Annotated in this window: 22 protein-coding genes; 12 read left to right on the top strand and 10 right to left on the bottom strand. The window is 67.3% G+C overall.

The window, feature by feature from the left end; translation table 11 throughout:
* Position 1: 1 nt before the first annotated feature.
* Positions 2-2,080 (bottom strand): carbon starvation CstA family protein, encoded by a 2,079-nt coding sequence (locus tag BLS50_RS25610; protein ID WP_012339209.1) that lies wholly within the window; start codon positions 2,078-2,080, stop codon positions 2-4.
* Positions 2,081-2,349: 269 nt separating this feature from the next.
* Here BLS50_RS25610 and dapF point away from each other — a divergent pair, with 269 nt between their 5' ends.
* The 7 genes from dapF to BLS50_RS25570 all read left to right on the top strand — a co-directional run bounded on the left by dapF (position 2,350) and on the right by BLS50_RS25570 (position 7,811).
* Positions 2,350-3,159 (top strand): diaminopimelate epimerase, encoded by an 810-nt coding sequence (dapF, locus tag BLS50_RS25605; RefSeq protein ID WP_074805048.1) that lies wholly within the window; start codon positions 2,350-2,352, stop codon positions 3,157-3,159.
* Entirely contained in the window at positions 3,156-4,043 is an 888-nt protein-coding gene (locus BLS50_RS25600; protein ID WP_074806710.1) for an RNA polymerase sigma-70 factor, read from the top strand. The genes dapF and BLS50_RS25600 overlap by 4 nt, the downstream gene beginning before the upstream one ends.
* Before the next feature lie 205 nt (positions 4,044-4,248).
* Positions 4,249-4,728, top strand: coding sequence for a carboxymuconolactone decarboxylase family protein (locus BLS50_RS25595; protein ID WP_027806506.1), 480 nt, complete (start codon positions 4,249-4,251; stop codon positions 4,726-4,728).
* Between the two features lie 63 nt (positions 4,729-4,791).
* Positions 4,792-5,196 carry a cupin domain-containing protein gene (locus BLS50_RS25590; RefSeq protein WP_074805046.1) on the top strand — a complete coding sequence of 135 codons (405 nt, stop codon included), beginning with the start codon at positions 4,792-4,794 and terminating at the stop codon, positions 5,194-5,196.
* A 110-nt stretch (positions 5,197-5,306) separates the two neighbouring features.
* Positions 5,307-6,311 carry a LysR family transcriptional regulator gene (locus tag BLS50_RS25585; protein ID WP_074805043.1) on the top strand — a complete coding sequence of 335 codons (1,005 nt, stop codon included), beginning with the start codon at positions 5,307-5,309 and terminating at the stop codon, positions 6,309-6,311.
* A gap of 205 nt (positions 6,312-6,516) precedes the next feature.
* Positions 6,517-7,272, top strand: a complete 756-nt coding sequence (locus BLS50_RS25575; RefSeq protein ID WP_027810646.1) for an SDR family oxidoreductase — start codon at positions 6,517-6,519, stop codon at positions 7,270-7,272.
* A 23-nt stretch (positions 7,273-7,295) separates the two neighbouring features.
* Positions 7,296-7,811 carry an Ohr family peroxiredoxin gene (locus tag BLS50_RS25570; RefSeq protein WP_074805038.1) on the top strand — a complete coding sequence of 172 codons (516 nt, stop codon included), beginning with the start codon at positions 7,296-7,298 and terminating at the stop codon, positions 7,809-7,811.
* 61 nt (positions 7,812-7,872) lie between these two features.
* Here BLS50_RS25570 and BLS50_RS25565 read toward each other — a convergent pair whose 3' ends face one another.
* From BLS50_RS25565 to BLS50_RS25555, 3 genes are all read right to left on the bottom strand, one after another.
* Entirely contained in the window at positions 7,873-8,301 is a 429-nt protein-coding gene (locus BLS50_RS25565) for a PRC-barrel domain-containing protein (RefSeq protein WP_006480270.1), read from the bottom strand.
* 399 nt (positions 8,302-8,700) lie between these two features.
* Positions 8,701-9,831: a 3-deoxy-7-phosphoheptulonate synthase gene (locus BLS50_RS25560; RefSeq protein ID WP_074805035.1), complete on the bottom strand. Its 1,131-nt coding sequence runs from the start codon at positions 9,829-9,831 to the stop codon at positions 8,701-8,703.
* Between the two features lie 192 nt (positions 9,832-10,023).
* Positions 10,024-11,346, bottom strand: a complete 1,323-nt coding sequence (locus BLS50_RS25555) for a lipase family protein (protein WP_074805031.1) — start codon at positions 11,344-11,346, stop codon at positions 10,024-10,026.
* 402 nt (positions 11,347-11,748) lie between these two features.
* On the opposite strand from BLS50_RS25555, the gene BLS50_RS25550 reads away from it, so the two are divergent.
* Complete coding sequence (locus BLS50_RS25550; RefSeq protein WP_074805028.1) at positions 11,749-12,303, top strand: hypothetical protein; 555 nt, start codon at positions 11,749-11,751, stop codon at positions 12,301-12,303.
* 158 nt (positions 12,304-12,461) lie between these two features.
* Here the strand turns inward: BLS50_RS25550 and BLS50_RS25545 are convergent, their stop codons facing one another.
* Positions 12,462-13,172, bottom strand: a complete 711-nt coding sequence (locus BLS50_RS25545) for a YceH family protein (RefSeq protein WP_053524636.1) — start codon at positions 13,170-13,172, stop codon at positions 12,462-12,464.
* 406 nt (positions 13,173-13,578) lie between these two features.
* Here BLS50_RS25545 and BLS50_RS25540 point away from each other — a divergent pair, with 406 nt between their 5' ends.
* Positions 13,579-14,340 (top strand): SDR family oxidoreductase, encoded by a 762-nt coding sequence (locus tag BLS50_RS25540; RefSeq protein WP_006480265.1) that lies wholly within the window; start codon positions 13,579-13,581, stop codon positions 14,338-14,340.
* A gap of 17 nt (positions 14,341-14,357) precedes the next feature.
* Here BLS50_RS25540 and BLS50_RS25535 read toward each other — a convergent pair whose 3' ends face one another.
* From BLS50_RS25535 to BLS50_RS25525, 3 genes are read right to left on the bottom strand one after another with little or no spacing between them, the layout of a single operon-like run.
* Entirely contained in the window at positions 14,358-15,062 is a 705-nt protein-coding gene (locus BLS50_RS25535; protein WP_074805025.1) for an MOSC domain-containing protein, read from the bottom strand.
* Positions 15,059-15,955: a dihydrodipicolinate synthase family protein gene (locus BLS50_RS25530; protein WP_074805021.1), complete on the bottom strand. Its 897-nt coding sequence runs from the start codon at positions 15,953-15,955 to the stop codon at positions 15,059-15,061. The genes BLS50_RS25535 and BLS50_RS25530 overlap by 4 nt, the downstream gene beginning before the upstream one ends.
* 50 nt (positions 15,956-16,005) lie before the next feature.
* On the bottom strand, positions 16,006-16,788 hold the full coding sequence (locus BLS50_RS25525; RefSeq protein ID WP_074805017.1) for an aldolase: 783 nt from the start codon (positions 16,786-16,788) through the stop codon (positions 16,006-16,008).
* A 134-nt stretch (positions 16,789-16,922) separates the two neighbouring features.
* On the opposite strand from BLS50_RS25525, the gene BLS50_RS25520 reads away from it, so the two are divergent.
* Positions 16,923-17,465: a helix-turn-helix domain-containing protein gene (locus tag BLS50_RS25520; protein WP_011548824.1), complete on the top strand. Its 543-nt coding sequence runs from the start codon at positions 16,923-16,925 to the stop codon at positions 17,463-17,465.
* Between the two features lie 41 nt (positions 17,466-17,506).
* A complete protein-coding gene (gene hutC, locus BLS50_RS25515; RefSeq protein ID WP_027806567.1) occupies positions 17,507-18,244 on the top strand; it encodes a histidine utilization repressor in 738 nt (245 codons plus the stop codon).
* A 76-nt stretch (positions 18,245-18,320) separates the two neighbouring features.
* Here hutC and BLS50_RS25510 read toward each other — a convergent pair whose 3' ends face one another.
* Complete coding sequence (locus BLS50_RS25510; protein ID WP_027810654.1) at positions 18,321-19,169, bottom strand: phytanoyl-CoA dioxygenase family protein; 849 nt, start codon at positions 19,167-19,169, stop codon at positions 18,321-18,323.
* A gap of 31 nt (positions 19,170-19,200) precedes the next feature.
* Positions 19,201-20,004, bottom strand: a complete 804-nt coding sequence (locus tag BLS50_RS25505) for an ABC transporter substrate-binding protein (RefSeq protein WP_027806569.1) — start codon at positions 20,002-20,004, stop codon at positions 19,201-19,203.
* A 523-nt stretch (positions 20,005-20,527) separates the two neighbouring features.
* On the opposite strand from BLS50_RS25505, the gene BLS50_RS25500 reads away from it, so the two are divergent.
* On the top strand, positions 20,528-21,391 hold the full coding sequence (locus BLS50_RS25500) for a LysR family transcriptional regulator (RefSeq protein WP_027810656.1): 864 nt from the start codon (positions 20,528-20,530) through the stop codon (positions 21,389-21,391).
* Positions 21,392-21,449 lie beyond the last annotated feature (58 nt).

Raw genomic sequence — 21,449 nt, 5'->3', positions numbered from 1 at the left:
CTCAACGTCCGCTGCCGAGCGCCTGCGCGGCCGGCATCGCTTCGTACGGCGTCTCGCGCACGGTCGGCTTCGACTCGCGGCGCGCGCGCAGCACGGCGATCACGCCGTACACCGCGATGGCCACGACGACGAAGATGAACAGCCCGGCCAGCGCCGCATCGATGTAGTCGTTGAAGATGATCCGTTTCATCTGCGCGATCGACTTCGCCGGCGCGAGCACCTTGCCCTCGTCCACCGCGGCCTGCAGCTTCGCGGCGTGCGCGAGGAAGCTGACCTTCGGGTTCGCGTCGAAAATCTTCTGCCAGCCGGCCGTCAGCGTGCAGATCAAGAGCCATGCGGTCGGCACCATCGTGACCCACGCATAGCGCTCGCGCTTCATCTTGAACAGCACGACGGTGCCGAGCACCAGCGCGATCGCGGCGAGCATCTGGTTCGAGATGCCGAACAGCGGCCACAGCGTGTTGATGCCGCCGAGCGGATCGACCACGCCCTGGTACAGGAAGTAGCCCCACGCGGCCACGCACAGCGCGGTGGCGACGAGGTTCGCGGGCAGCGACTCGGTGCGCTTGAGCGCCGGGTGGAACGTGCCGAGCAGATCCTGCAGCATGAAGCGGCCCGCACGCGTGCCCGCGTCGACGGCCGTCAGGATGAACAGCGCCTCGAACAGGATCGCGAAGTGATACCAGAACGCCATCATCGCTTCGCCGCCGATCACTTGGTGCAGGATGTGCGCCATGCCGACGGCCAGCGTCGGCGCGCCGCCCGCACGCGCGATGATCGTCGTTTCGCCGACGGCCTTGGCCGTCTGCGTCAGCATGTCGGGCGTCAGCACGAAGCCCCATTGCGTGACGGTGTTCGCGACCGCTTCCGGCGTCGAGCCCAGCACCGCGGCCGGCGCGTTCATCGCGAAGTAGATGCCCGGTTCGATCACGCACGCGGCGACCAGCGCCATGATCGCGACGAACGATTCCATCAGCATCGCGCCGTAACCGATGAAGCGCGCGTTGGTTTCGTTGTCGATCAGCTTCGGCGTCGTGCCCGAGGAGATCAGCGCGTGGAAGCCTGACACCGCGCCGCACGCGATCGTGATGAACAGGAACGGGAACAGGTTGCCCGACCACACCGGGCCCGAGCCGTCGACGAACTTCGTCAGCGCGGGCATCTTCAGTTCCGGTGCGACGACCAGGATGCCGATCGCGAGGCCGAGGATCGTGCCGATCTTCAGGAACGTCGACAGGTAGTCGCGCGGCGCGAGCAGCAGCCACACCGGCAGCACCGATGCGACGAAGCCGTAGCCGATCAGGATCCACGTGAGTTGCGTGCCGCTGAACGTGAACCATGCGGCGACCGTCGGCGAGGCGGCCACGTTCTGGCCGAACGCGATCGCCGCCATCAGCCCGATGAAGCCGATGATCGACACTTCGCCGATGCGGCCCGGACGGATGTAGCGCGTATAGACGCCCATGAACAGCGCGATCGGAATCGTCGCGGCGACGGTGAACGTGCCCCACGGCGAATTGGTCAGCGCCTTCACGACGATCAGCGCAAGCACCGCGAGGATGATCACCATGATCAGGAACGCGCCGAACAGCGCGATCACGCCGGGCACCGTGCCGAGCTCCATCTTGACGAGGTCGCCGAGCGAACGGCCGTCGCGACGCGTCGAGATGAACAGCACGATGAAATCCTGCACCGCGCCGGCGAACACGACGCCGGCCAGGATCCACAGCATGCCGGGCGTGTAGCCCATCTGCGCGGCGAGCACGGGGCCGACCAGCGGCCCGGCGCCGGCGATCGCGGCGAAGTGATGGCCGAACAGCACGTACTTGTTGGTCGGCACGTAGTCGAGGCCGTCGTTGTACTTGACGGCCGGTGTCATCCGCAGCCCGTCGAGCTGCATGACCTTGCTGGCGATGAAACGGCTGTAGAAGCGATACGCGATCAGATACACGCAGACTGCGGCGATCACGATCCAGAGGGCACTGACGCGCTCGCCGTGCGCGAGTGCGATGGTGCCGAATGCGAACGCGCCGAGCAGCGCGACCGCGATCCATAGCAGGGTACTGGAAGCCCGATTCATGGCGTCTCCTGGTCTCCAATGTGTTTTTGAGTGGATGCGGCGAGGGGCCGAACCCGCGTGACGTCAATGCGTCGTGCCGCAGCCTCGCGGAGACCGCGGCGATGGGCCGTAGTATTCCGCGCGACGGGGGCCGCTTACAAGCGGATAACTACGTATGACGATATACGTAGAATTACGTAGATCGTCGGCGCGTGCGCGCCGTCGGGCGACGATTGCCCGCGACCGGCGAGCCACGTACAGTATTTGCCTGCCTCCATTCCGGAACCCTCATGCCGATCGCATTTCAGAAGATGAACGCGAATGGCGATGACTTCGTCATCGTCGACCTGCGCGGTCAGGAACACGATCGCTCGCATCCCGTCGACGACGACCTCGTGCGGCGCATGGGCGATCGGCATCGCGGCATCGGCTTCAACCAGCTCGCGGTGATCTCGGACGGCGACGACGCGGCCGCCCGCGTCGCGTTCCGGAATCCCGACGGCTCGGCGCTCGATACCTGCGGCAGCGCAACGCGCGGCGTCGCGTGGAAGCTGATGCGGGAAACCGGCGCGGCGTCGGTCGTGCTGCGCACGAATCGCGGGCGCCTGCACTGTTCGCAGGATGCGGACGGGCTGATCAAGGTCGAAATGGGCACGCCGCGGCTCGGCTGGCAGGACGTGCCGGTCTCCCAGGTCGTCGACACCCTCGCGTTGCCGCTGCCCGGTGCGCCGGCCGCATGCAGCATGGGCAATCCGCATTGCACGTTCTTCGTCGATGATCTCCGCGCGATCGACGTCGCGACGCTCGGCCCGACCATCGAAACGCATCCGCTGTTTCCGCTGAAGACCAACGTGCATTTCGTGCAGGTCATCGATCGCACGCATATCCGTCTACGTATCTGGGAACGCGGCGGCGGCGTGCCGCTCGGCTCCGGCTCGTGTTCATGCGGCGCGGCGGTCAACGGCATCCGGCGCGGGCTGCTCGACGATACCGTGCGGGTGACCTGCGACGGCGGCGACGTCACCGTTCAATGGGACGGCGCCGGCAGCGTGTTCCTGAGCGGCCCCGTGACGTTCGGGTTCAGCGGGGTGTGGCCGTGACGACCGACGACGCACGAACCTTCCACGCGCTGCGCCCGCGCCTGCAGAAGATCGCGTACCGGATGCTCGGCTCCGTCGCGGATGCCGAGGACATCGTGCAGGACGTGTGGCTGCGCTGGCACGACGCGGCGCGCGAGCGCATCGAGAACGCCGAGGCGTGGCTCGTCGCGGTCACGACGCGCACGTCGATCGATCGTCTGCGCGCGGCGAAGCTCCGGCGCGAGCACTACACGGGTATCTGGCTGCCCGAGCCGGAACTCGGCGAATCGCCCGCGACGCCCGAGGAAATGACGGAGCGCGCGAACGACGTATCGGTCGCGTACCTGCTGTTGCTCGAACGGCTGACGCCGGAAGCGCGCGCGGCCTTCCTGCTGCATGAAATCTTCGAATTCGACTACGACCGGATCGCCGACGCGATCGGCAAGAGCGAAGCCGCGTGCCGGCAGCTCGTCAGCCGGGCCCGGGCGCGGCTGCGCGACGATACGCAGCCGCGGCACGCGGTGCCGCACGAAACGCATCGCCGGCTGCTGCAGACGTTCACGCATGCGCTCGCGCACGGCGACTTCCCGTCGATCCAGGCGCTGCTCGCCGAAGACGCGATGCTGATCGGCGACGGCGGCGGCCATGTCCAGAGCTTCCCGAAACCGATGGTCGGCGGCCGGCGCATCGCTCAACTGTTCTATGCGACGTGGTTGCGCTGCGGCAGCGGTGTCGAGATGCGGCCGGTCGTGCTGAACGGCCAGTGGGCGATGCTGCGCTTCATCGACGGGCAACTCGAAGCGGCGATGTCGTTCGAGACCGACGGCACGCGCATCGGCCGGATTCTCGTGCAGCGCAACCCCGACAAGCTCGCGCGGATCGCGGCCGCCTGCACCGCCGGCTGACGCATGCGGCGCGCGCCGGAGCCGCCCGCGCCCGTCGCCGGGCGCCGGGCGCCGGGCGCCGATTGGTGCAGCGCGCGCAACACGATGCGTCCCCGTGCGTGGCTACCGCACACCGGCGCACCCTCCTAAGATGATTTCGCGCGGCGCCCTGCCGCCCACGACACCCGCGCAGCGCGGGCCAGCCTCTTCGTCGCCAGGAGAAATCATGACGCAGCGTATCAACTACATTCAACAGTCACCCGAGTTGTTCAGGAAATTCCTCGAGCTCAGCAACCTGCTGCGCAGCAGCGCGATCGAGGAATCGATCCGCGATCTCGTGTCCCTCCGGGCATCCCAGATCAACGGCTGCGCGTTCTGCGTCGACATGCACGTGAAGGAGGCGCGCATCCACGGCGAGCGCGAGCTGCGCCTGCATCATCTGGCGACGTGGCGCGAATCGACGCTCTTCTCGCCGCGCGAGCGGGCCGCGTTGGCCTGGACGGAAGCGCTGACGACGCTGCCCGCGCACGGCGTGCCGGACGACGTCTACGACCGCGTGCGCGGCCAGCTCTCCGAGAAGGAATTGTCGGACCTGACGTTCGAAGTGATGGCGATCAACGGCTGGAACCGCGCGAATGTCGCGTTCCGGACCGTACCGGGCTCCTCCGACAAGGCGTTCGGCCTCGACAAGGCCAATCTCGCCTGACGGCCGCCCGCCGCCCTCTCTCGCTGCCGGCCGTCGGCCGGCGGCCTACAGGAAGCCACCACCATGATTCGCATGAAACACGTGATCGCGTCCGCGCTCGTCGTCGCGGGCGTCGCGACCGGCGCCGTTCGCGCGGCGCCGTCGGCCATCGTCACGCCGCTGATGACGAAGCCGCTCGACGCGTACCCCGGCAAGGAAGCGCAGATGATCTCCGTCGAGTATCCGCCCGGCGCGGTCGACCCGGTGCACCGCCACCACGCCGACGCGTTCGTCTATGTCGTCGAAGGGTCGATCGTGATGCAGGTGAAGGGCGGCAAGCCCGTCACGCTGACACCGGGCCAGACCTTCTACGAGGGCCCCAACGACCTGCACACGGTCGGACGCAACGCGAGCCGCACCCGGCCCGCGAAGTTCATCGTGCTGCTGTTGAAGGATCAGGGCGCACCCGTGCTCGTGCCGGAAAAATAGCCGGCTCGCACGCCGCCGCACCCTCTTTGAAAAAAATGCGGCGGGCAGTGTCACAGGCGGCAGCGCTGAAACGTCTAGTCGCATACGGACACCACGATTCCAGCGCCTCCATGCCTGACACTTCCATCCGCCGCCCCGACGCCGACGACCCGTTCGCGCGCAGCTTCTCGACCTGCTATGCCGGCGTGGTCACGTTCCTCGCCGTCGTCACCGAAGGCAGCTTCGCGCGCGCCGCCGATCGCCTCGGCGTCGGCCGCTCGTCGGTCAGCCGCCACGTGCAACGGCTCGAGGACCGGCTCGACGCCCGCCTGTTCCAGCGCACCACGCGCAGCATGTCGCTGACGCGCGAAGGCGAGCTCTTCTACGAAAACTGCCGGCCCGGCATCGAGCATCTGGCGCAGGCGCTCGAGGACATGCGCGAGCTGCGCAGCGGGCCGCCGAGCGGACACCTGCGCGTCGGCTCGACCCCGGGCTTCGGCCGCAAGGTCATCGCGCCGCTGCTGCGCGATTTTCATGCGCAGTATCCGGACATCACGCTCGACCTGCTGCTGAACGACCGCCCGGCCGATTTCTCCGCCGATCGCATCGACGTCGCGTTTCGCGACGGCCGCATGGAGGACAGCGCGATCGTCGCGCGCCGGCTGATTCCGATGCAGATGATCGTCTGCGCGTCGCCGTCGTACGCGCACCGGCACGGCTTGCCGCGCCACGTCGACGAACTCGCGCAGCATCGCTGCATCAACCTGTGCACCGCGTCGGGCCGCGTGACGGAATGGGAATTCAGGATCGACGGGGTGACGCAGCAGCGCCAGCTCGCCGCGCATCACACGTTCAACGACATCGATCTCGTCGTGCGGGCGGCGCTCGACGGGCTGGGCATCGCGCAATTACCCGCGTACCAGGTGTGCGACCTGCTCGCCGACGGCCGGCTGGTGAGCTGTCTCGGCCAGCACGCGCCGGACGACGGCGGCCACTATCTCTGCTACCTGAGCCGCAAGCACCTGCCCACGCGCATCCGCGTGTTCATCGACTACATGATCGAGCAGACGCGTGCGCGCGACCTGCAGTGCCCGACGACGATGACGACGATCGCACCGCTGGAGACGATCGATTGATGCATGCGCGACAACATGATGAGGGCTTGCCGGCCTCTACCGGATCGCGCGGCGCATGCCTACGATGCGGGCTGTTCGACAGGCACGCGCACACGGCGCCGCGCGGTTCGGCAAGGGACCGGCGCGATCGCGCGAATGCGAGGGGCCCTGGTTTCGGCAGGTTCAAGCGGCGCGCATGTCGCGCGCCCGTTCAAGGAGAGCAATCGTGAAAATCGTCGTGATTGGTGGTACCGGCCTCATCGGCAGCAAGGTCGTCAGGAACCTGATCGCACGCGGCCACGACGCGGTGGCGGCCGCGCCGTCGACCGGCGTCGATACGATCACGGGTGCGGGGCTCGACGACGCGCTCGCCGGCGCGGAGGTCGTCGTCGATCTCGCGAATTCGCCGTCGTTCGAGGAAGCGGCCGTGAAGGCGTTCTTCGAGGCGGCGGGGCGCAACCTGTTCGCCGCGGAACGCACGGCCGGCGTGCGGCATCACGTCGCGCTGTCGGTGGTCGGCACCGACCGGCTGCAGCAGAGCGCGTATTTCCGCGGCAAGATCATCCAGGAGAATCTGATCCGTGAAGCGGGCGTGCCTTACACGATCGTGCGCTCGACGCAGTTCTTCGAATTCGTCGGGGCGATCGCGCAGGCGGGCGCGCAAGGCGACACGGTCCGGTTGACCACCGCGCATTTCCAGCCGATCGCATCGGACGACGTCGCAGCCGCGGTGACCGATTTCGCACTCGACGCGCCGCGCAACGGCATCGCCGAAATCGGCGGCCCCGAGCGCGTGCGGATCGCCGATCTGGTCGAGCGCTTCCTGTCGGCGACCCACGATGCGCGCACGGTGACGCGGGATGCGGGCGCCGACTACTTCGGCGCGGTGCTGCAGGACGACACGCTCGTGCCGGCGCCCGGTGCGCGGCTCGGCGCGACGACCTTCGACGCGTGGTGCCGGCAGAACGCGCTCGCGCGCTGAACGCTGCAGCCGGATCGCACACCATGACGCCGCTGCGCCCGCCGCCGCTATCGCTGCTCGACCGGTATCGCGGACGAGAACCGCAAACGCTGTACTCGACGACGGTGACCGTCACGGGCGGTGCGGCCGAGCACGGTCGCGCATCGGGCGTCGCGCGTTCCGACGACGGGCGGCTCGATGTCGAGCTGCGCCTGCCGCCGGCGCTCGGCGGCCCCGGCGACGGCCCCAATCCGGAACAACTGTTCGCCGCGAGCTATGCGGCATGCTTTCACGGTGCGCTGAGCCTGCTGGCTGCACGGGCGGGCGTGTCGATCGCCGGCGCATCGGTGTCCGCATCGATCGACTTCTGCCGCGATCCGGTGGACGGGCTGTTCATGCTGAACGCGAACATTCGGGTGCGCCTGCCGGGCGTCGAGCGCGCGGTGGCGGAGGAGCTCGTCCGCAATACGGAGCGTTTCAGTCCGTACACGAAGATGGCGCACGAGGGGATCAGCCACGTCGTGGCGCTGGCGCCGGCGGACGAAACGTCGAAGCGCTGAGCGGAAATGAAAATGCGGCGCCCGCCGCATCGCGCAACGGGCGCCGCATCGATACGACGGATCAGTGCTTTTCGTCGACCTTCTTCGGCTTCGGCGGCGACGGCACCTTCGCGTACTGGAACGCCGGCGTGGCCTTCAGCGCTTCCTTGGTCGCACCCGGCAGATAGATGTTGCCGTTGCGCACGTCGAGCGACGCGATCGGCACCGCGACGTCGTGCGCGGCCACGCCGAGGAAACCGCCGGCCGACACGATCGCGGCCGACACCGAGCCGTCCGGCGCGACGATCAGGTCGCGCACCTTGCCGACTTTCTGGTTCTCGTCGTTGTACACGGTCTTGCCGAGCACGCTCTTCTTCACGCTCCAGCCTTCGAGCAGCGCCTGCGATTGCTCGACGGTCACGCTGATCGGCTGAGCGCCCGCGATCTGCGCGTGCGCGCTGACGCTCGAGGCGAGGACGGTTGCTGCGATGAGGGTCTTGTAGAACTTCATATGTGTTGCACTCCGGTTCGGTTGTTGTTGATTCCGGGACGAAGCGGCGCGGGTGCAACGGCTGATCGGTGCGCACCCCGCGGATGGCCGCCCCGCACTTCGTCGGTCGCATGGCGGCCGGCCGCGCCGCCACTGCGTGTGTGCGTGGCGGACCGGCATGGCCGGGCCGCAGCGTGCAACACGTCCTTCATGGTAGCGGCATTCGCCGGATCGTGCGCTCAGGGTGCAACGCGGCAGGTGGGGCGAGCCGGATCAAGATCAATGATCGTGCAGACGGATGGGGCGCGCGGCGCGGAAAAATCGCGCCGCGGCGTGTCGATCAGGACAACCCCATAGATGGACACCCGATCTTCGTGGCGCATCGAACGACGCGGCGGTCGCCGTGCCGCCGCCGCGGCATCACGCATTCCGCGAATACACCCGGCGATGCCGCACCGCCTCCGCCAGCACATCGAGCACCGGCTCCGTCTGCGTCCAGCTCAGGCACGCATCGGTAATCGACACACCGTACTTCAGCGGCACACCCGGCTTCAGATCCTGCCTGCCGGCTTCGAGATGGCTTTCCACCATCACGCCAACGATCCGGTGCTCGCCCTGCCCCAATTGCCGCGCGAGATCCTGCGCGACATCGATCTGCCGCTCGTGCGACTTGTTCGAGTTCGCATGCGAGCAGTCGACCATCACCTGCTCGCGCAACCCGGCCTTGCGCAGCACCGCGCAGCTCGCCTCGACGTGCTCGGCATCGTAGTTCGGGCCGTTCTTGCCGCCGCGCAGGATCACGTGCGCATCGTCGTTGCCGCGCGTCTCGAAGATCGCGGCCATCCCCATCTTCGTCATCCCCATGAACGCATGGCTGGCCGCCGCGGCGACGATCGCGTCCGATGCGACCTGCACGCCGCCGTCGGTGCCGTTCTTGAAGCCGATCGGGCAGCTCAGCCCCGACGCAAGCTGGCGGTGGCTCTGGCTCTCGGTCGTGCGCGCGCCGATCGCGCCCCACGCGATCAGGTCGGCGATGTACTGCGGGCTCAGCAGGTCGAGGAATTCGGTCGACGCGGGCAGGCCGAGCGCGTTGATGTCGAGCAGCAGTTGCCGTGCGGCGCGCAGCCCTTCGTTGATGCGGAAGCTGCCGTCGAGGCGCGGATCGTTGATGTACCCCTTCCAGCCGACCGTCGTGCGCGGCTTCTCGAAGTACACGCGCATCGTGATCAGCAGGTCGTCCTTCAGCGCGTCGGCGGCGACCTTCAGCCGGCGTGCGTAATCGAGCGCCTGGTCGTGATCGTGGATCGAGCATGGGCCGACGACGAGCAGCAGCCGGTCGTCGCGGCCGTGCAGGATGTCGCCGATCGCGCGGCGCGTATCCTCGACGAGCGTCTGCGTCGCGGCCGGCACCGGCAGCTCGTCGAGCAGCAGCGCGGGCGAAATCAGCGGACGCACGGCGCCGATGCGGACGTCGTCGATGCGCGTGGTGTCCTGCGTCGCGTCGGCGCTGCCTACCTCGCGATCGTGGGAAGGATTGTCGAGGTTCTGCATGGTGATTCTCCGGGGGACGTCTGTCTGGAATGATGGGCAGGCTCGATTATGGCACCCGGAGAAGGTCGCGGCCGGTTACGGCGGGGGAATGCGGGCGACGGCCGCCGCAGTCAGGCGACCGACGTCGAAACGACGCAAAAAAGGCGACCCGCAAAGGGGTCGCCCGACCGTTTGCCGCATTGCGCGGCGTGGCTAGTGCCGCGTCTCGGGCGCGAGCGAATTGCTCGGCAGCAGCGACGTCAGCCAGCAATTGTTCGGTGCGGCTTTGCCGTTGAAGCGATCGTAGAGCCACGGCAGCATGCCGGCCACCCACGGCACGATCGCGCCCGCGTGTTCGAGCGGATATTCGGTGTACGTGACCGCCGTGCCGCTCGCGCAAAATTTCTGCGCCAGCGCGCGCACGTCGTACGCCAGCATCACGCCGTCGCCCACCTGGCTGCCGAAGGTGCCATCCAGCGCGCCCGCGGTGCCCTGGCCGATGAACATCGGGATCGCCGGCGACGCGGCCAGCCCCGCATTCACCTTGTTCGCATAGGTGACGTACACCGGAATGCTGTTGATGTCGTTCGCGTATTGCGGCTTGAACAGCGTGCCCCAATGCAGGCCCGTGTACTTCGGCAGGATGTAGGCGAGCGACTGGCTCTGGATGTCCTTGAACACGGCGACGCCCGTCTCGCTGAGGTACGGCGCCAGATCGAAACCATAGCCGCGCGACAGGCCGGCCAGCGCGGCCGCGGCGACGCCGCCCCACACGATGCTGCCGTCGACATAACGCAGGTTGTGCGCCGGGTCGACCAGCACGCCGCCCTCCGCCGCGCCGACGAGCTGCCGGTTGACGTCGGGCGCGTAGCTCGGCGCGAGTTGCGCGGCCCAGTTCGTCGCGATCGCGCCGCCGGAATAGCCGATCATCGCGACCTTGCTCGACGGACTCAGCCCGGTCGACGGCGTATTGAGCACGGCGCGGATCGAATCGAGCGTCGTCATCCCGTATTCGGGGCCAGCCGCGAAATCGGCCGTCTGGCCCTCGGTATCGGGCACGATGATGTTGTAGCCGAGCAGCAGCAGCGTCGACAGCGGAATCGATTCCGCGCTGTACAGCAACGTGCCGACGTTGATGACCTTGGTCACGTCGCGATCGCCGGCGATCACCTGCGACGGCTCGTCGTACGGGTTCAGCGAATCGTAGGCCGACTGGTACGAGATCGCGTGGCCGTTGCTGACCGGGCTGCGGATCACGGAGGTCACGTTGACGACCGGCTGGTTCAGCGCGTTGCTGGTGCGATACAGCAATTGCTGCGCGGTCACCGCGGTCGGAATGCCGGCCACGTGATAGGTGACGTTACGCGTCTTGATCACGGTGCCCGGTGGAACCGATGCCAACGGCGTGGTGCCGGTGTACGTGTAGAACGGATCGGAGACGGCTGGCGCCGCGGCGCTGGCCGGCGGTGCCGTGGCGACGAGTATGGCTGACACCGCGGCCGCAGCCGCGACAATCATGAAACGTCTGGAGGACATGGGTGGAGGCCCCTGGGATAACCTGCTTGCATCGAAGGAAATTCGGCGGTGTTGCAGACCATCGCGATTGCCGCTTCAACAGCGTTTCGGTGCCATCGACTGTCTCCTGTAAATGAATGATCCGGTTTGTTCCGATTCTGTAATTTAGTAGAACTGCAAATCTGATTTATTGAAGCACAACGAGAATGTGTTCGAGACGCGTTTTCGCTTGTTTGAAGGTAAACGCCTAAACCGGTTGCCACGCGAGGTCGGCGGCCCGGCCGTTCGGCCGAGTGTTCGCGTTGGAGGGAAGACCGTAGGATCACCGTTGTCCGGTACCGAAGCGGCCCGTCGTGCGACGCCGGTCGCTCCGCACACCGCTTGCCTGTGACCGATCGTTTCCTGCCCAACCGACACGCCACGATGACCGTCTCCGAACTGCTCCGCGCCATCCGCCAACCCTATGTCGACCTGCTCGCGAAAGCGACCACGCAACCGGCCGTCGTCGTCGAGCCGGCCTATCGGCAGGCCGACGGCACGCTGGCCACCGAAGGCCCGCTCGCGCTGCCATGCCGCGCCGACACGATCGCGACCGAAGGCGAGGCGGCCGGCCAGCCCGCGATGGTCGATTCGGCCACGCAGCTGGATTTCGAGCCGTTCGCGTTCGAACTCGAAACGGCGGCCGTATCGATCCAGCCGTTCGTGTGGGATTGGGCCGCGGTCGAGGCCGATGGCCTCGACGAAAGCACCGCAAACGACGCGTTCAAGACGTGGTTCCTCGCGTGGTTCGACGCGGACGACGAGAACACGCCGGCCGAAGATGGACTGCACGGCATCGTTCACTACCTGTCGGAACCGGTTCGCACGGAACAGGGCTGGCGCATCCATGCGGATCTCGGTTCCGCACCGGAGACGGCCGTCGAGGATCTGCTGTTCCGGCTCGTCGATGCGGGCGCGACGCGGATCAGTGTTGGTTGATATGCGTCTTCATCGTTCCCGCACCGTCATGAAAACCATTCGGTTGCCGCCGTGATGCGCCGGTTGATCCGAAGCGCGTGCGTGGCACCTCGTCCCCGGCGTCGAGCTGAAGTAACACGGCGGTACGCGCGCACCGCCGTCATCGCATCAGGACGCGATCAGCCCGCGTCGCCCGGTGCGTCGACGTCGATGCCGAGTTCGCTCGCCATCCGCTGAACCAGCGCATTCAGGCGCGCCACTTCGTCAGCGAGGCGTTTCTGTTCGGCCTTCAGCGCTTCGAATTCGGAAGGCGGCACCGAATCCGCGCCGCCGCCGGCATCCGCGCTCGCGAAATCGGCCATGTTCACTTCGCCGCACATCAGGTGCATCCAGCGGTTCTCGCGCGCACCCGGCGCACGCGGCAGCCGGACGACGAGCGGCTGCGCGCGCGCCGCGAGTTCGTCGAGGAACGCCTCGACCGACGAGATATCCGCGAAGCCGTGCAGGCGTGCGCTGTTCAGGCGCAGCTCGGCGGCCGTCTGCGGGCCGCGCAGCAGCAGGATCGTCAGCAGCGCGATCGCCTGGCTCGGGATGCCGAGCACGCGGTTCATGTTGTGCTCGAAACGCGGCACGCGGCTGCTGCTGCCCTCCATCACGAGGCTCAGGCGCTTCAGCTCGTCGAGCGCGGTCGTGACTTCGTCCTCGCTGACGTTCATCACCGGCGAGCGCGCGGTTTTCTGGTTGCAGCCCGCGGTCAGCGCGTTCAGCGACAGCGGGTAGGTATCCGGCACCGTGTGCTGTTTCTCGACGAGCACGCCGAGAATGCGGGCCTCGAGAGGCGTGAGTTCGCGAAGGGCGCGGGGCGTGGGCGTATCCGGCGTGGTGTTCATGAGTGGCGTCGCAGCGTGCAGCAGGTGAAGGGAAACGATCGCGGCCCGTACGGCATCGCGTACGGGCGAGCCATATGATAGCTCGCGACACGCGGCCCGGCGCCGCTCGCCACACCAGCGTGCGCACGTGCCGCAGCGGGCTTTCGTCCGACGTAGCGGCGTACCGATCGCACGTGGGGCAACGCGACGATGCATGCGCGCAGCGCCGGGGATTCGGCCTCCACGCAATCCCCGGCGTTTGCGCGATGCACATGCCGGCGCTACGATATACCTTTATCCCGATATCAACGGCGCCGCGCGATCGTCTCCGCACGCCGATACCACGCATCGCCCCGCGTTGAATGCGCTGCCGCCGTGCCTGCGCGCCGCTCGTCAAATCCGTTCACCCCCTCACCCGTTCACCACCATGACTGCATCTTCTTCCGCACCCGTGCGCGCCATCGTCACCGGACACACCCGCGGCGTCGGCGCGGCGCTCGCCGAACAATTGCTGCAGGAAGGCATCGCCGTGCTCGGCGTGTCGCGCAGCCGTCATCCGTCGCTCGCGTCGCAGGCCGGCGAGCGCTTTACCGAGGTCGAACTCGACCTGTCGGACTCGAAGACCATTGCGAGCTGGCTGGCCGGCGACACGCTGCGCCGCTTCGTCGACGGCGCGTCACTCGTGCTGCTGTTCAACAACGCGGGCATCGTCGATCCGATCGGCCCGCTCGCCGCGCAGGACCCGGCGATCGTCGCCCGCGCGGTCGGCCTGAACGTCGCCGCGCCGCTGATGCTGTCGGCCGCGCTCGCGCAAGCCGCCTCGGCCGCGACCGAATGCCGGATCGTGCACCTGTCGAGCGGTGCGGCCCGCAATGCGTATGCCGGCTGGAGCGTCTACTGCGCGACCAAGGCCGCGCTCGATCATCATGCGCGCGCCGTCGCGCTCGACGCGAACGGCGCGCTGCGGATCTGCAGCGTCGCACCGGGCGTCGTCGATACGGGCATGCAGGCCACGATCCGCGCAACCGGCGAAGACAACTTCCCGATGCGCGAGAAATTCGACCAGTTGAAGTCGAGCGGCGCGCTCGCCACGCCCGAGGCGACCGCCCGGCAACTGATCGGCTATGCGCTGAGCGATGCATTCGGTACCGAGCCGACGGCCGACGTGCGCAACCTGCCGACGAAGTAAGCGCCGGACACGGCCCGTCATCCTTCGAGCCGCTTCGTCCAGTCTTCGACCTGCCGCTCGGTCCGGCGTTTTTTGAGCATCTTGCGCCAGCCGGGCGGCAGCAGCGGCACGTCGCACAGCGCCTCGAGCGCGGCCATGTCGAGCGTGCGTCGATACAGCACGTCGAGCACCGTCGACAGCGGCCATTCCGGGTAGCGGCGCGCATGCAGCGCCAGCATATCGCCCGCCGCCACCCAGCCTTCCTGCAGCACGCGGTAGTACCAGCCGGTCCGGCCGCTGTGCTGCACGAGCGCCGCCATCCGCGGATGGTCGAAGCGCGCGTTGAGCTTCCAGCACGGCTGCCGCGACTGCGACACCTGGAGCACCGCGCCGCCCAGCGTGAACACGTCGCCGAGGCACACGTCGTGCTCGGTGATGCCGCGCGTCGACAGGTTCTCGCCGAATGCACCCGGCCGGGCGAGCACGTCGCGCGCGCCGATCTGCCCGGCCCACCACGGATAGTGATCGTACGCATAGTGGTGAACGGCCTTGTCGGGGCCGCCGTGATGCCGCGCATTGGCCTGCTCGTCGCCGGCAAAGCCGAGCGCGCCCAGCCACAGGCGCGCGTCCACCGGCTGCTTGTCGATCGCACTCGCGTGCGACGTGCCGGCGAGCGGCCGGCTCACGCCGATCCACACCGCGCCGATGGCGACCGCGATCGCCGGCCGTGCGTCGCCGCTCATGCCGCCACACCGTCCGGCAGCGCCGCGAGCAACCGCTCGAGTTCGCGCATGCGTGCGTCGCCGAGCGGCAGCAGCGGCCGCCGCGGTTCGCCGGCGTCGAAACCGCGCAGCCTCAGCCCGGCCTTCACGGTCACCGGCAACCCGCCGTTGACGACGAACTGCAGCAACGGCAACTGCGCGTGAAAGGCCGATCGGGCGCGCGCGAGGTCGCCCGTGCGCATCGCGTCGAACAACGCGAGCGGCAACGCGGCATTCAGGTTCGGCGCGGCCGTGCACCATCCGGCCGCGCCGGCGGCCAGCGCGGCGAGCGCCATCGGATTGCTGCCGTTGTAGAACGGGATCGCGCCGTCGCTCAATTGCGCGAGCCGGTGCATCCGGCCGATGTCGCCGGTGCTTTCCTTCACCATCGTCACGTTGTCGACGGTCCGGCAGATCGTCGTGATCAGCTCGGGCGACATGTCGACGCCGCTCGTCGCCGGGTTGTTGTACAGCATGATCGGGATGCCGATCGCGTCACCGATCGCGCGATAGTGCGCGACGATCTCGTCGTTGCCGAGCTTCCAGTACGACACCGGCAGCACCATCACCGCATCGGCGCCGGCCTGCTCGGCAAAGCGGGCGCGGCGCACCGCGCCCGCCGTGGTGAGATCCGAAATTCCGACGACGGTCGGCACGCGCCGGCGCACCGCGCGAATCGACGCGGTAGCGACGGCCTCCCATTCGGCGTCGGACAGGTACGCGCTTTCGCCGGTACTGCCCAGCGGCGCGATCGCGTGAACGCCGTCGGCGATCAGGCGTCCGATCAGCGCATCGAGCGCTGTCAGGTCGACGTCGCCGTCGACGGAGAACGGCGTGACCGGGTAGGCAACGATGCCTTTCAACAGGATGGACACGATTTGTATTCCTCAATGATTGACTAAAAAGATCGCAACGGCGCACTCGCTTACGCGACGCAATCCTGATGCGTACGCAACGCGCGGCGCGCGTAGTAGTCGAACGTCACCGCATCGCGCTTCGGCTTCGAGATCCAGTCGTGCGCTTCGCGCGCCAGCGCGGGCGGCACCGGTTTGATCTCGCCGGCCGACATCGCGAGCAGCTGAAGCTTCGCGGCGCGTTCGATCAACAGCGCGAGAATGCACGCTTCCTCGATCGTCTTGCCGACCACGAGCTGGCCGTGATGCGACAGCAGGATCGCGCGCTTGCTGCCGAGCGCCTTCGAGATGATCTCGCCCTCCTCGTTGCCGACCGGCACGCCCGGCCAGTCCTTCAGGAACGCACAGTCGTCGTACAGCGGGCAGGTATCCATATGCGACACGACGAGCGGCTGTTCGAGCATCGACAGCGCCGCGACATGCGCCGGATGCGTATGGATGATGCAGTTCACGTCCGGCCGCTCGCGATAAATCCACGTATGGAACCGGTTGGCCGGGTTCGGAATGCCTTTGCCGTCGACGACGTCGAGATCCTCGTTGACGCGCAGCAGGTTCGCGGCCGAGATCTCGTCGAAGCCGAGCCCGAGCCGCTGCGTGTAGTACGTGCCGGCCGCGTCCGCACGGCAGGTGATCTGCCCGGCCAGGCCGGAGTCGTGGCCGGCGTCGAACAAAATCCGGCACGTCAGCGCAAGCTTTTGCCGCGCGGACCAGCCGCTGTCCCCCACCTCGTTTTCCAGACGCCGCTCTGCCAGCGCGACCAGCGCTTCCTTCGTCAAATTCAGCGTTTCCGCCATGTTCGCCTCCTGAATGAACCGGGTCTGCCGCGCCGTCCGCGGCCGTTTCCCCGATCACGAATGACACACGATACACCTAATGACACTTTGTGTCATGCGTTACAATCGGTTTTTCGAAGGACACCTGGCGCCCCATGACGATTCGCCTGAAGCTGCTCAGAAAACAGAAGGGCTGGACGCTCGACGTGCTGGCCGACGAGACAGGCCTCACCAAGAGCTACCTGTCGAAGGTCGAGCGCGGCCTGAGCGTGCCGTCGATCGCGGTCGCGCTGAAGCTGTCGAAGGCGCTGAACGTCGACGTCGAGCAACTGTTCTCGGAAAGCCGCAACCGCGAACTGATCACGGTCACGCGCGCCGGCGAGCGCACGGCAATGGGGGCGGCGGCCGACAGCCATGCGCATCGCTTCGAAAGCATCGCAGCGGGCGTCGCGCCGAAGAAGATGCTGCCGTTCGTCGTGCATCCGCCGCACGAATTCGTCGCGTCGACGTTCCGCGAGCACGAAGGCGAGGAATTCCTGTTCGTGCACAAGGGACGCATCGAAATCGAATTTCCGAACGAGACGGTGCAACTCAAGGCCGGTGATTCAGTCTATTTCAACGCACTGATCCCGCACCGCACGCGCAGCCTCGGCACCGCGCAGGCGGAGATCCTGGTCATCGTCAGCCACGACGACTAGCCTCGTCACTTCTCGTCACTTTTTCGCGCAAGGATCTTCCGATGGTCACCAAGGCCACCGCACCGTTCCAGCAGATCAAGACGCTCGTCCGCCAGAACGTCGAGTCCGGCGACTGGCGCCCCGGCGACCGCATTCCGTCCGAGCTCGATCTCGCCGCGCAGTTCGGCGTCGCACGCATGACGGTCAACCGCGCGCTGCGCGAGCTGACCGAGGAAGGCGTGCTCAAGCGCATCGCAGGCGTCGGCACCTTCGTCGCCGAGGTGAAGCCGCAGTCGAACCTGCTGATGATCGCGCACATCCGCGACGAAATCCGCGCGCGCGGGCACGAATATCGCTGCCGCGTGCTCAGCCAGTCGAGCGAACCCGCGTCGTTCGACGTCGCGGCCGCGTTCGGCCTGCCGGTCAACACGCCGGTCTTTCACGTGGTGTGCGTGCACGAGGAAAACGGCCGTCCGATCCAGCTCGAGGATCGCTACGTGAACCCGGCCGCCGCGCCCGGCTTCATCGACCAGGATTTCCAGACCGAGCCGCCGTCCGAATACCTGTACAACAACGTGTCGCACTACGAACTTGAAATCGAGCACGTCGTCGACGCGTCGCTGCCCACCAGCGAGCAGGCGCGGCTGCTCGACATGCGCGCCGACGAGCCGTGCCTGACGCTCACGCGCCGCACGTGGACGGACGGGCTGCCCGTCACGTTCGTGCACTTCCTGCATCCGGGCAACCGCTACCGGCTCGGTTCGCGCTTCAAGCCCGGCGCGGGGCGTCACCCGACCTGATCGTTCGTCGCAAGCCCCTCAACGCACGGCGGCCGTTTCGTCATGAAACGGCCGCCGCGTTCGTTACCTGCGCTGCTCAGATCGCGCCGACCTGCCCCGCATCCCGCGACCACACCACCGGAAACAGCGGATGATCGAGCGGCGCGCCGTCCGGCAGTTGCTGCGCGAGCCCGGGGAAATCGGGCGACGTCTTCCAGCGGCGCGGCGCGTGACGGATATCGTCGCCGACGAAGCGGATCGAGAACGCGCGCCGGCGGTTCTGCGTGCCGCCCGACGCATGCAGCGTCAGCATCCGGAAGCACACCATGTCGCCGGGTTCGAGCGCCCAGCGGCGAATCGGGAAGGCCGCACGGTCGGCTTCGATGTCGGGCAAGTCGGCGAGGCTGCCTTCGGGGAACCACTTCGCCTCCTTGTCCATGAACGTGCGCGGCATCAGCCATGGCCCGCGATGCGAACCCGCGACGAATTCCAGCGTCGATTCGAGCGGCACCGGATCGACCGGAATCCACATGCTGACGTTGTCGTCGCCTTCGATGTCGTAGTACGGCTGATCCTGGTGCCACGGCGTGCGCTGCCGCGTGCCGGGCTCCTTCACGAGCAGGTGGTCGTGATGCAGCCGCACGTGGTCGGTGCCCATCAGCGCGGCGGCGACCGACGGCGCCGGCGAGCGCACGATGAAATCGCGATACGCGTCGTTGTGCTGCCAGTTGCAGAAATCCTCGAAGAACCAGCCCGGATCGTCGGGCCGGCTCGCGACTTTCGCGCGCTCGCTCGGCTGCGCGAGATTCGCGTCGATGCCGGCCCGCAGCGCGGCCACTTCGTCGGGCGAAAAAATGCCCTTGATGCAGACCGCGCCTTCCTCGCGGAACGCGGCGATCAGTTCGGGCGTCACGGCTTGCGCGACGCGCTCCTGGATACTCGTCATGGTGTGCCTGTCGATCGAATGAGTCACGGGGTCACGGCGCCGAAGTCAGTTGCTGCTTCGCGCCGTAGATGTCGAAGTCGAAGTATTTCGCGGCAATCTTCTGGTACGTGCCGTTCGCACGAATCGCGACGATCGCGTCGTTCAGCCGCTTCTTCATGTCGGCGTCGCCCTTGCGTATGCCCATCGCAACGCCGTAGCCGGTGATCCGCGCGTCGGTCACGTCCGGGCCCGCGAACGCGTAGCCCTTGCCGCGTGGCGTCTTCAGGAACGAGTAGCCGGCCTGCGTCTTGTCCTGGAAGGTCGCGTCGAGGCGGCCGTTGACGAGATCCTGGTACACCTGGTCCTGATTCTGGTACGAGACGATCGTCACGCCCTTGGTCGCCCATTCGGCCTTCGCGTACGCCTCCTGCGTCGTGCCCTGGTCGATCCCGATGCGCTTGCCGGCGAGCGACGCGGCGCTCGGCAGCAGCTTCGAGCCGACCGGCGCGACGAGCGCCCCCGGCGACGCATACAGCTTGTTCGAGAAGTCGATCTGCTTGAGCCGTTCGTCGGTGGCCGTCATCGCGGACATGATCACGTCGAACTTGCGCGCGCGCAGCGCCGGGATCATCCCGTCGAAGCCCTGCTCGACCCACACGCACTTCGCATGCAGCTGCTCGCAGATCGCATTGCGCAGGTCGATGTCGAAGCCGGCGAGCGAGCCGTCGGGCTGCTTCGCCTCGAACGGCGGATACGTGGGGTCGATACCCCAGCGGATCGTCGCCGTATCCTGCGCGAACGACACGAGCGGCGCGAACGCCAGCGCGGTGACGAGGAGCTTTGCGGTGCGGTTCATGGGGGGTCCTTGTGAGTCTCGACGCGGCGGGCGATGCCGGCGTCCGGTGGGGCGTCGCGACGGGAGGCCGGCGCGGGGCGTGAAAGACGACGGACTTCGGTGAAACTGCGATGCAGTCTAGACTGCTTGATTTTTGAGCGCAAGCGGGGGAATCAAGAATAGAAAGGGGCAAAGACGGCCGCGAACCCGAAGGCCGGCACAGTGCTTGATTTACCGCCATCCATCCGGGAATTTCGAGCGTTTACCCTACGCGACGCGCATTCGCCACGGAGCGTGTTTCCTCGGATATTCGCCGAACGGCGATGTCTATACAGGCAATCGGCGTAGCGCTTTCCGAATGCGGTTCCCGCCGTTCTTGCAACGCACCCTATACCGCTCGTTGAATATGCGCCAGGCGCCTTCAAACCCCGCCAAACACCACTCCCAAGTCCGGCGAAACCGCGATTGCCCGCGATGTCCGGCCATGTTAAAAGTCGTCGCACGCATTTGAAAATGAAATGCCCGAATCCACAGAAGTGCAGAAATGAATAGACCCCTGTTCGACATCGACCTGCTGCGCGCGCTCGTGATGGTCGCCGATTGCGGCAGTTTCACGACCGCTTCCGCGCGCCTGCATTCGACACAGTCGACGGTCAGCCAGAAGGTACGCCGGCTCGAGGAAATCGCCGGCCACCGCCTGCTCGATCGCGGCGCGCGCGACGTGCGGCCGACCGACGCGGGCGTGACGGTGCTCAGCTATGCGCGGCGCATGCTCGCGCTGAACGACGAGATGCTGGAGGCGCTGTCGGGCGCGACGGTCGCGCTGACGATCCGGCTCGGCGTACCCGACGATTTCGCGGCGGGCCGCACGACGCACGCGCTCGCGGCGTTCAAGCGCGAGCATCCGCAGGTGAAGCTCGAAGTGACGTGCGGGCTGAGCCGCGACATCAGCGCCGCGTACGATCGCGGCGAACTCGACCTCGTGCTGATCAAGCAGCGGCGCGACAGCCGCGAGGCGGTCGTGCGCTGGCCGGAGAAGCTGCGCTGGATCGACAGTGCGAAGCATCCGTCGATCGATCTCGACCCGGTGCCGATCGTCGTGTTCCCGCCGCGCGGGCTCTATCGCGACGACATGATCAAGGCGATCGAGGAGCGCGGCCGCCGCTGGCGGATCAGCTTCACGACGTCGAGCCTGAGCGGCATCCAGGCGGCCGTCGCGGATGGGCTCGGCATCAGCGTGCTGCCCGCGCGCGTGGTGACGGACGAGCATGTCGTGCTGACCGCGAAGCAGGGCTTCGCGCCGATCGAGCACATGGACATCGCGATCCTGCACCGGCCGACGGCCGACCCGATGGTCAGCGCGTTGACGAAAGCGCTCGCGGCGATGCTCGAACTCGAAGAGCGGTAGGCGAAGCGGATTGCAAACGGAAGCGGCGCACAGGGGCGCCGCGCACTACACGCGTCAG

Source organism: Burkholderia orbicola (genome assembly GCF_900100915.1).
GTDB lineage: Bacteria > Pseudomonadota > Gammaproteobacteria > Burkholderiales > Burkholderiaceae > Burkholderia > Burkholderia orbicola.
The sequence above is the reverse complement of the archived record's forward strand: the minus strand, read 5'-3'. Positions and strand labels throughout refer to the sequence as shown.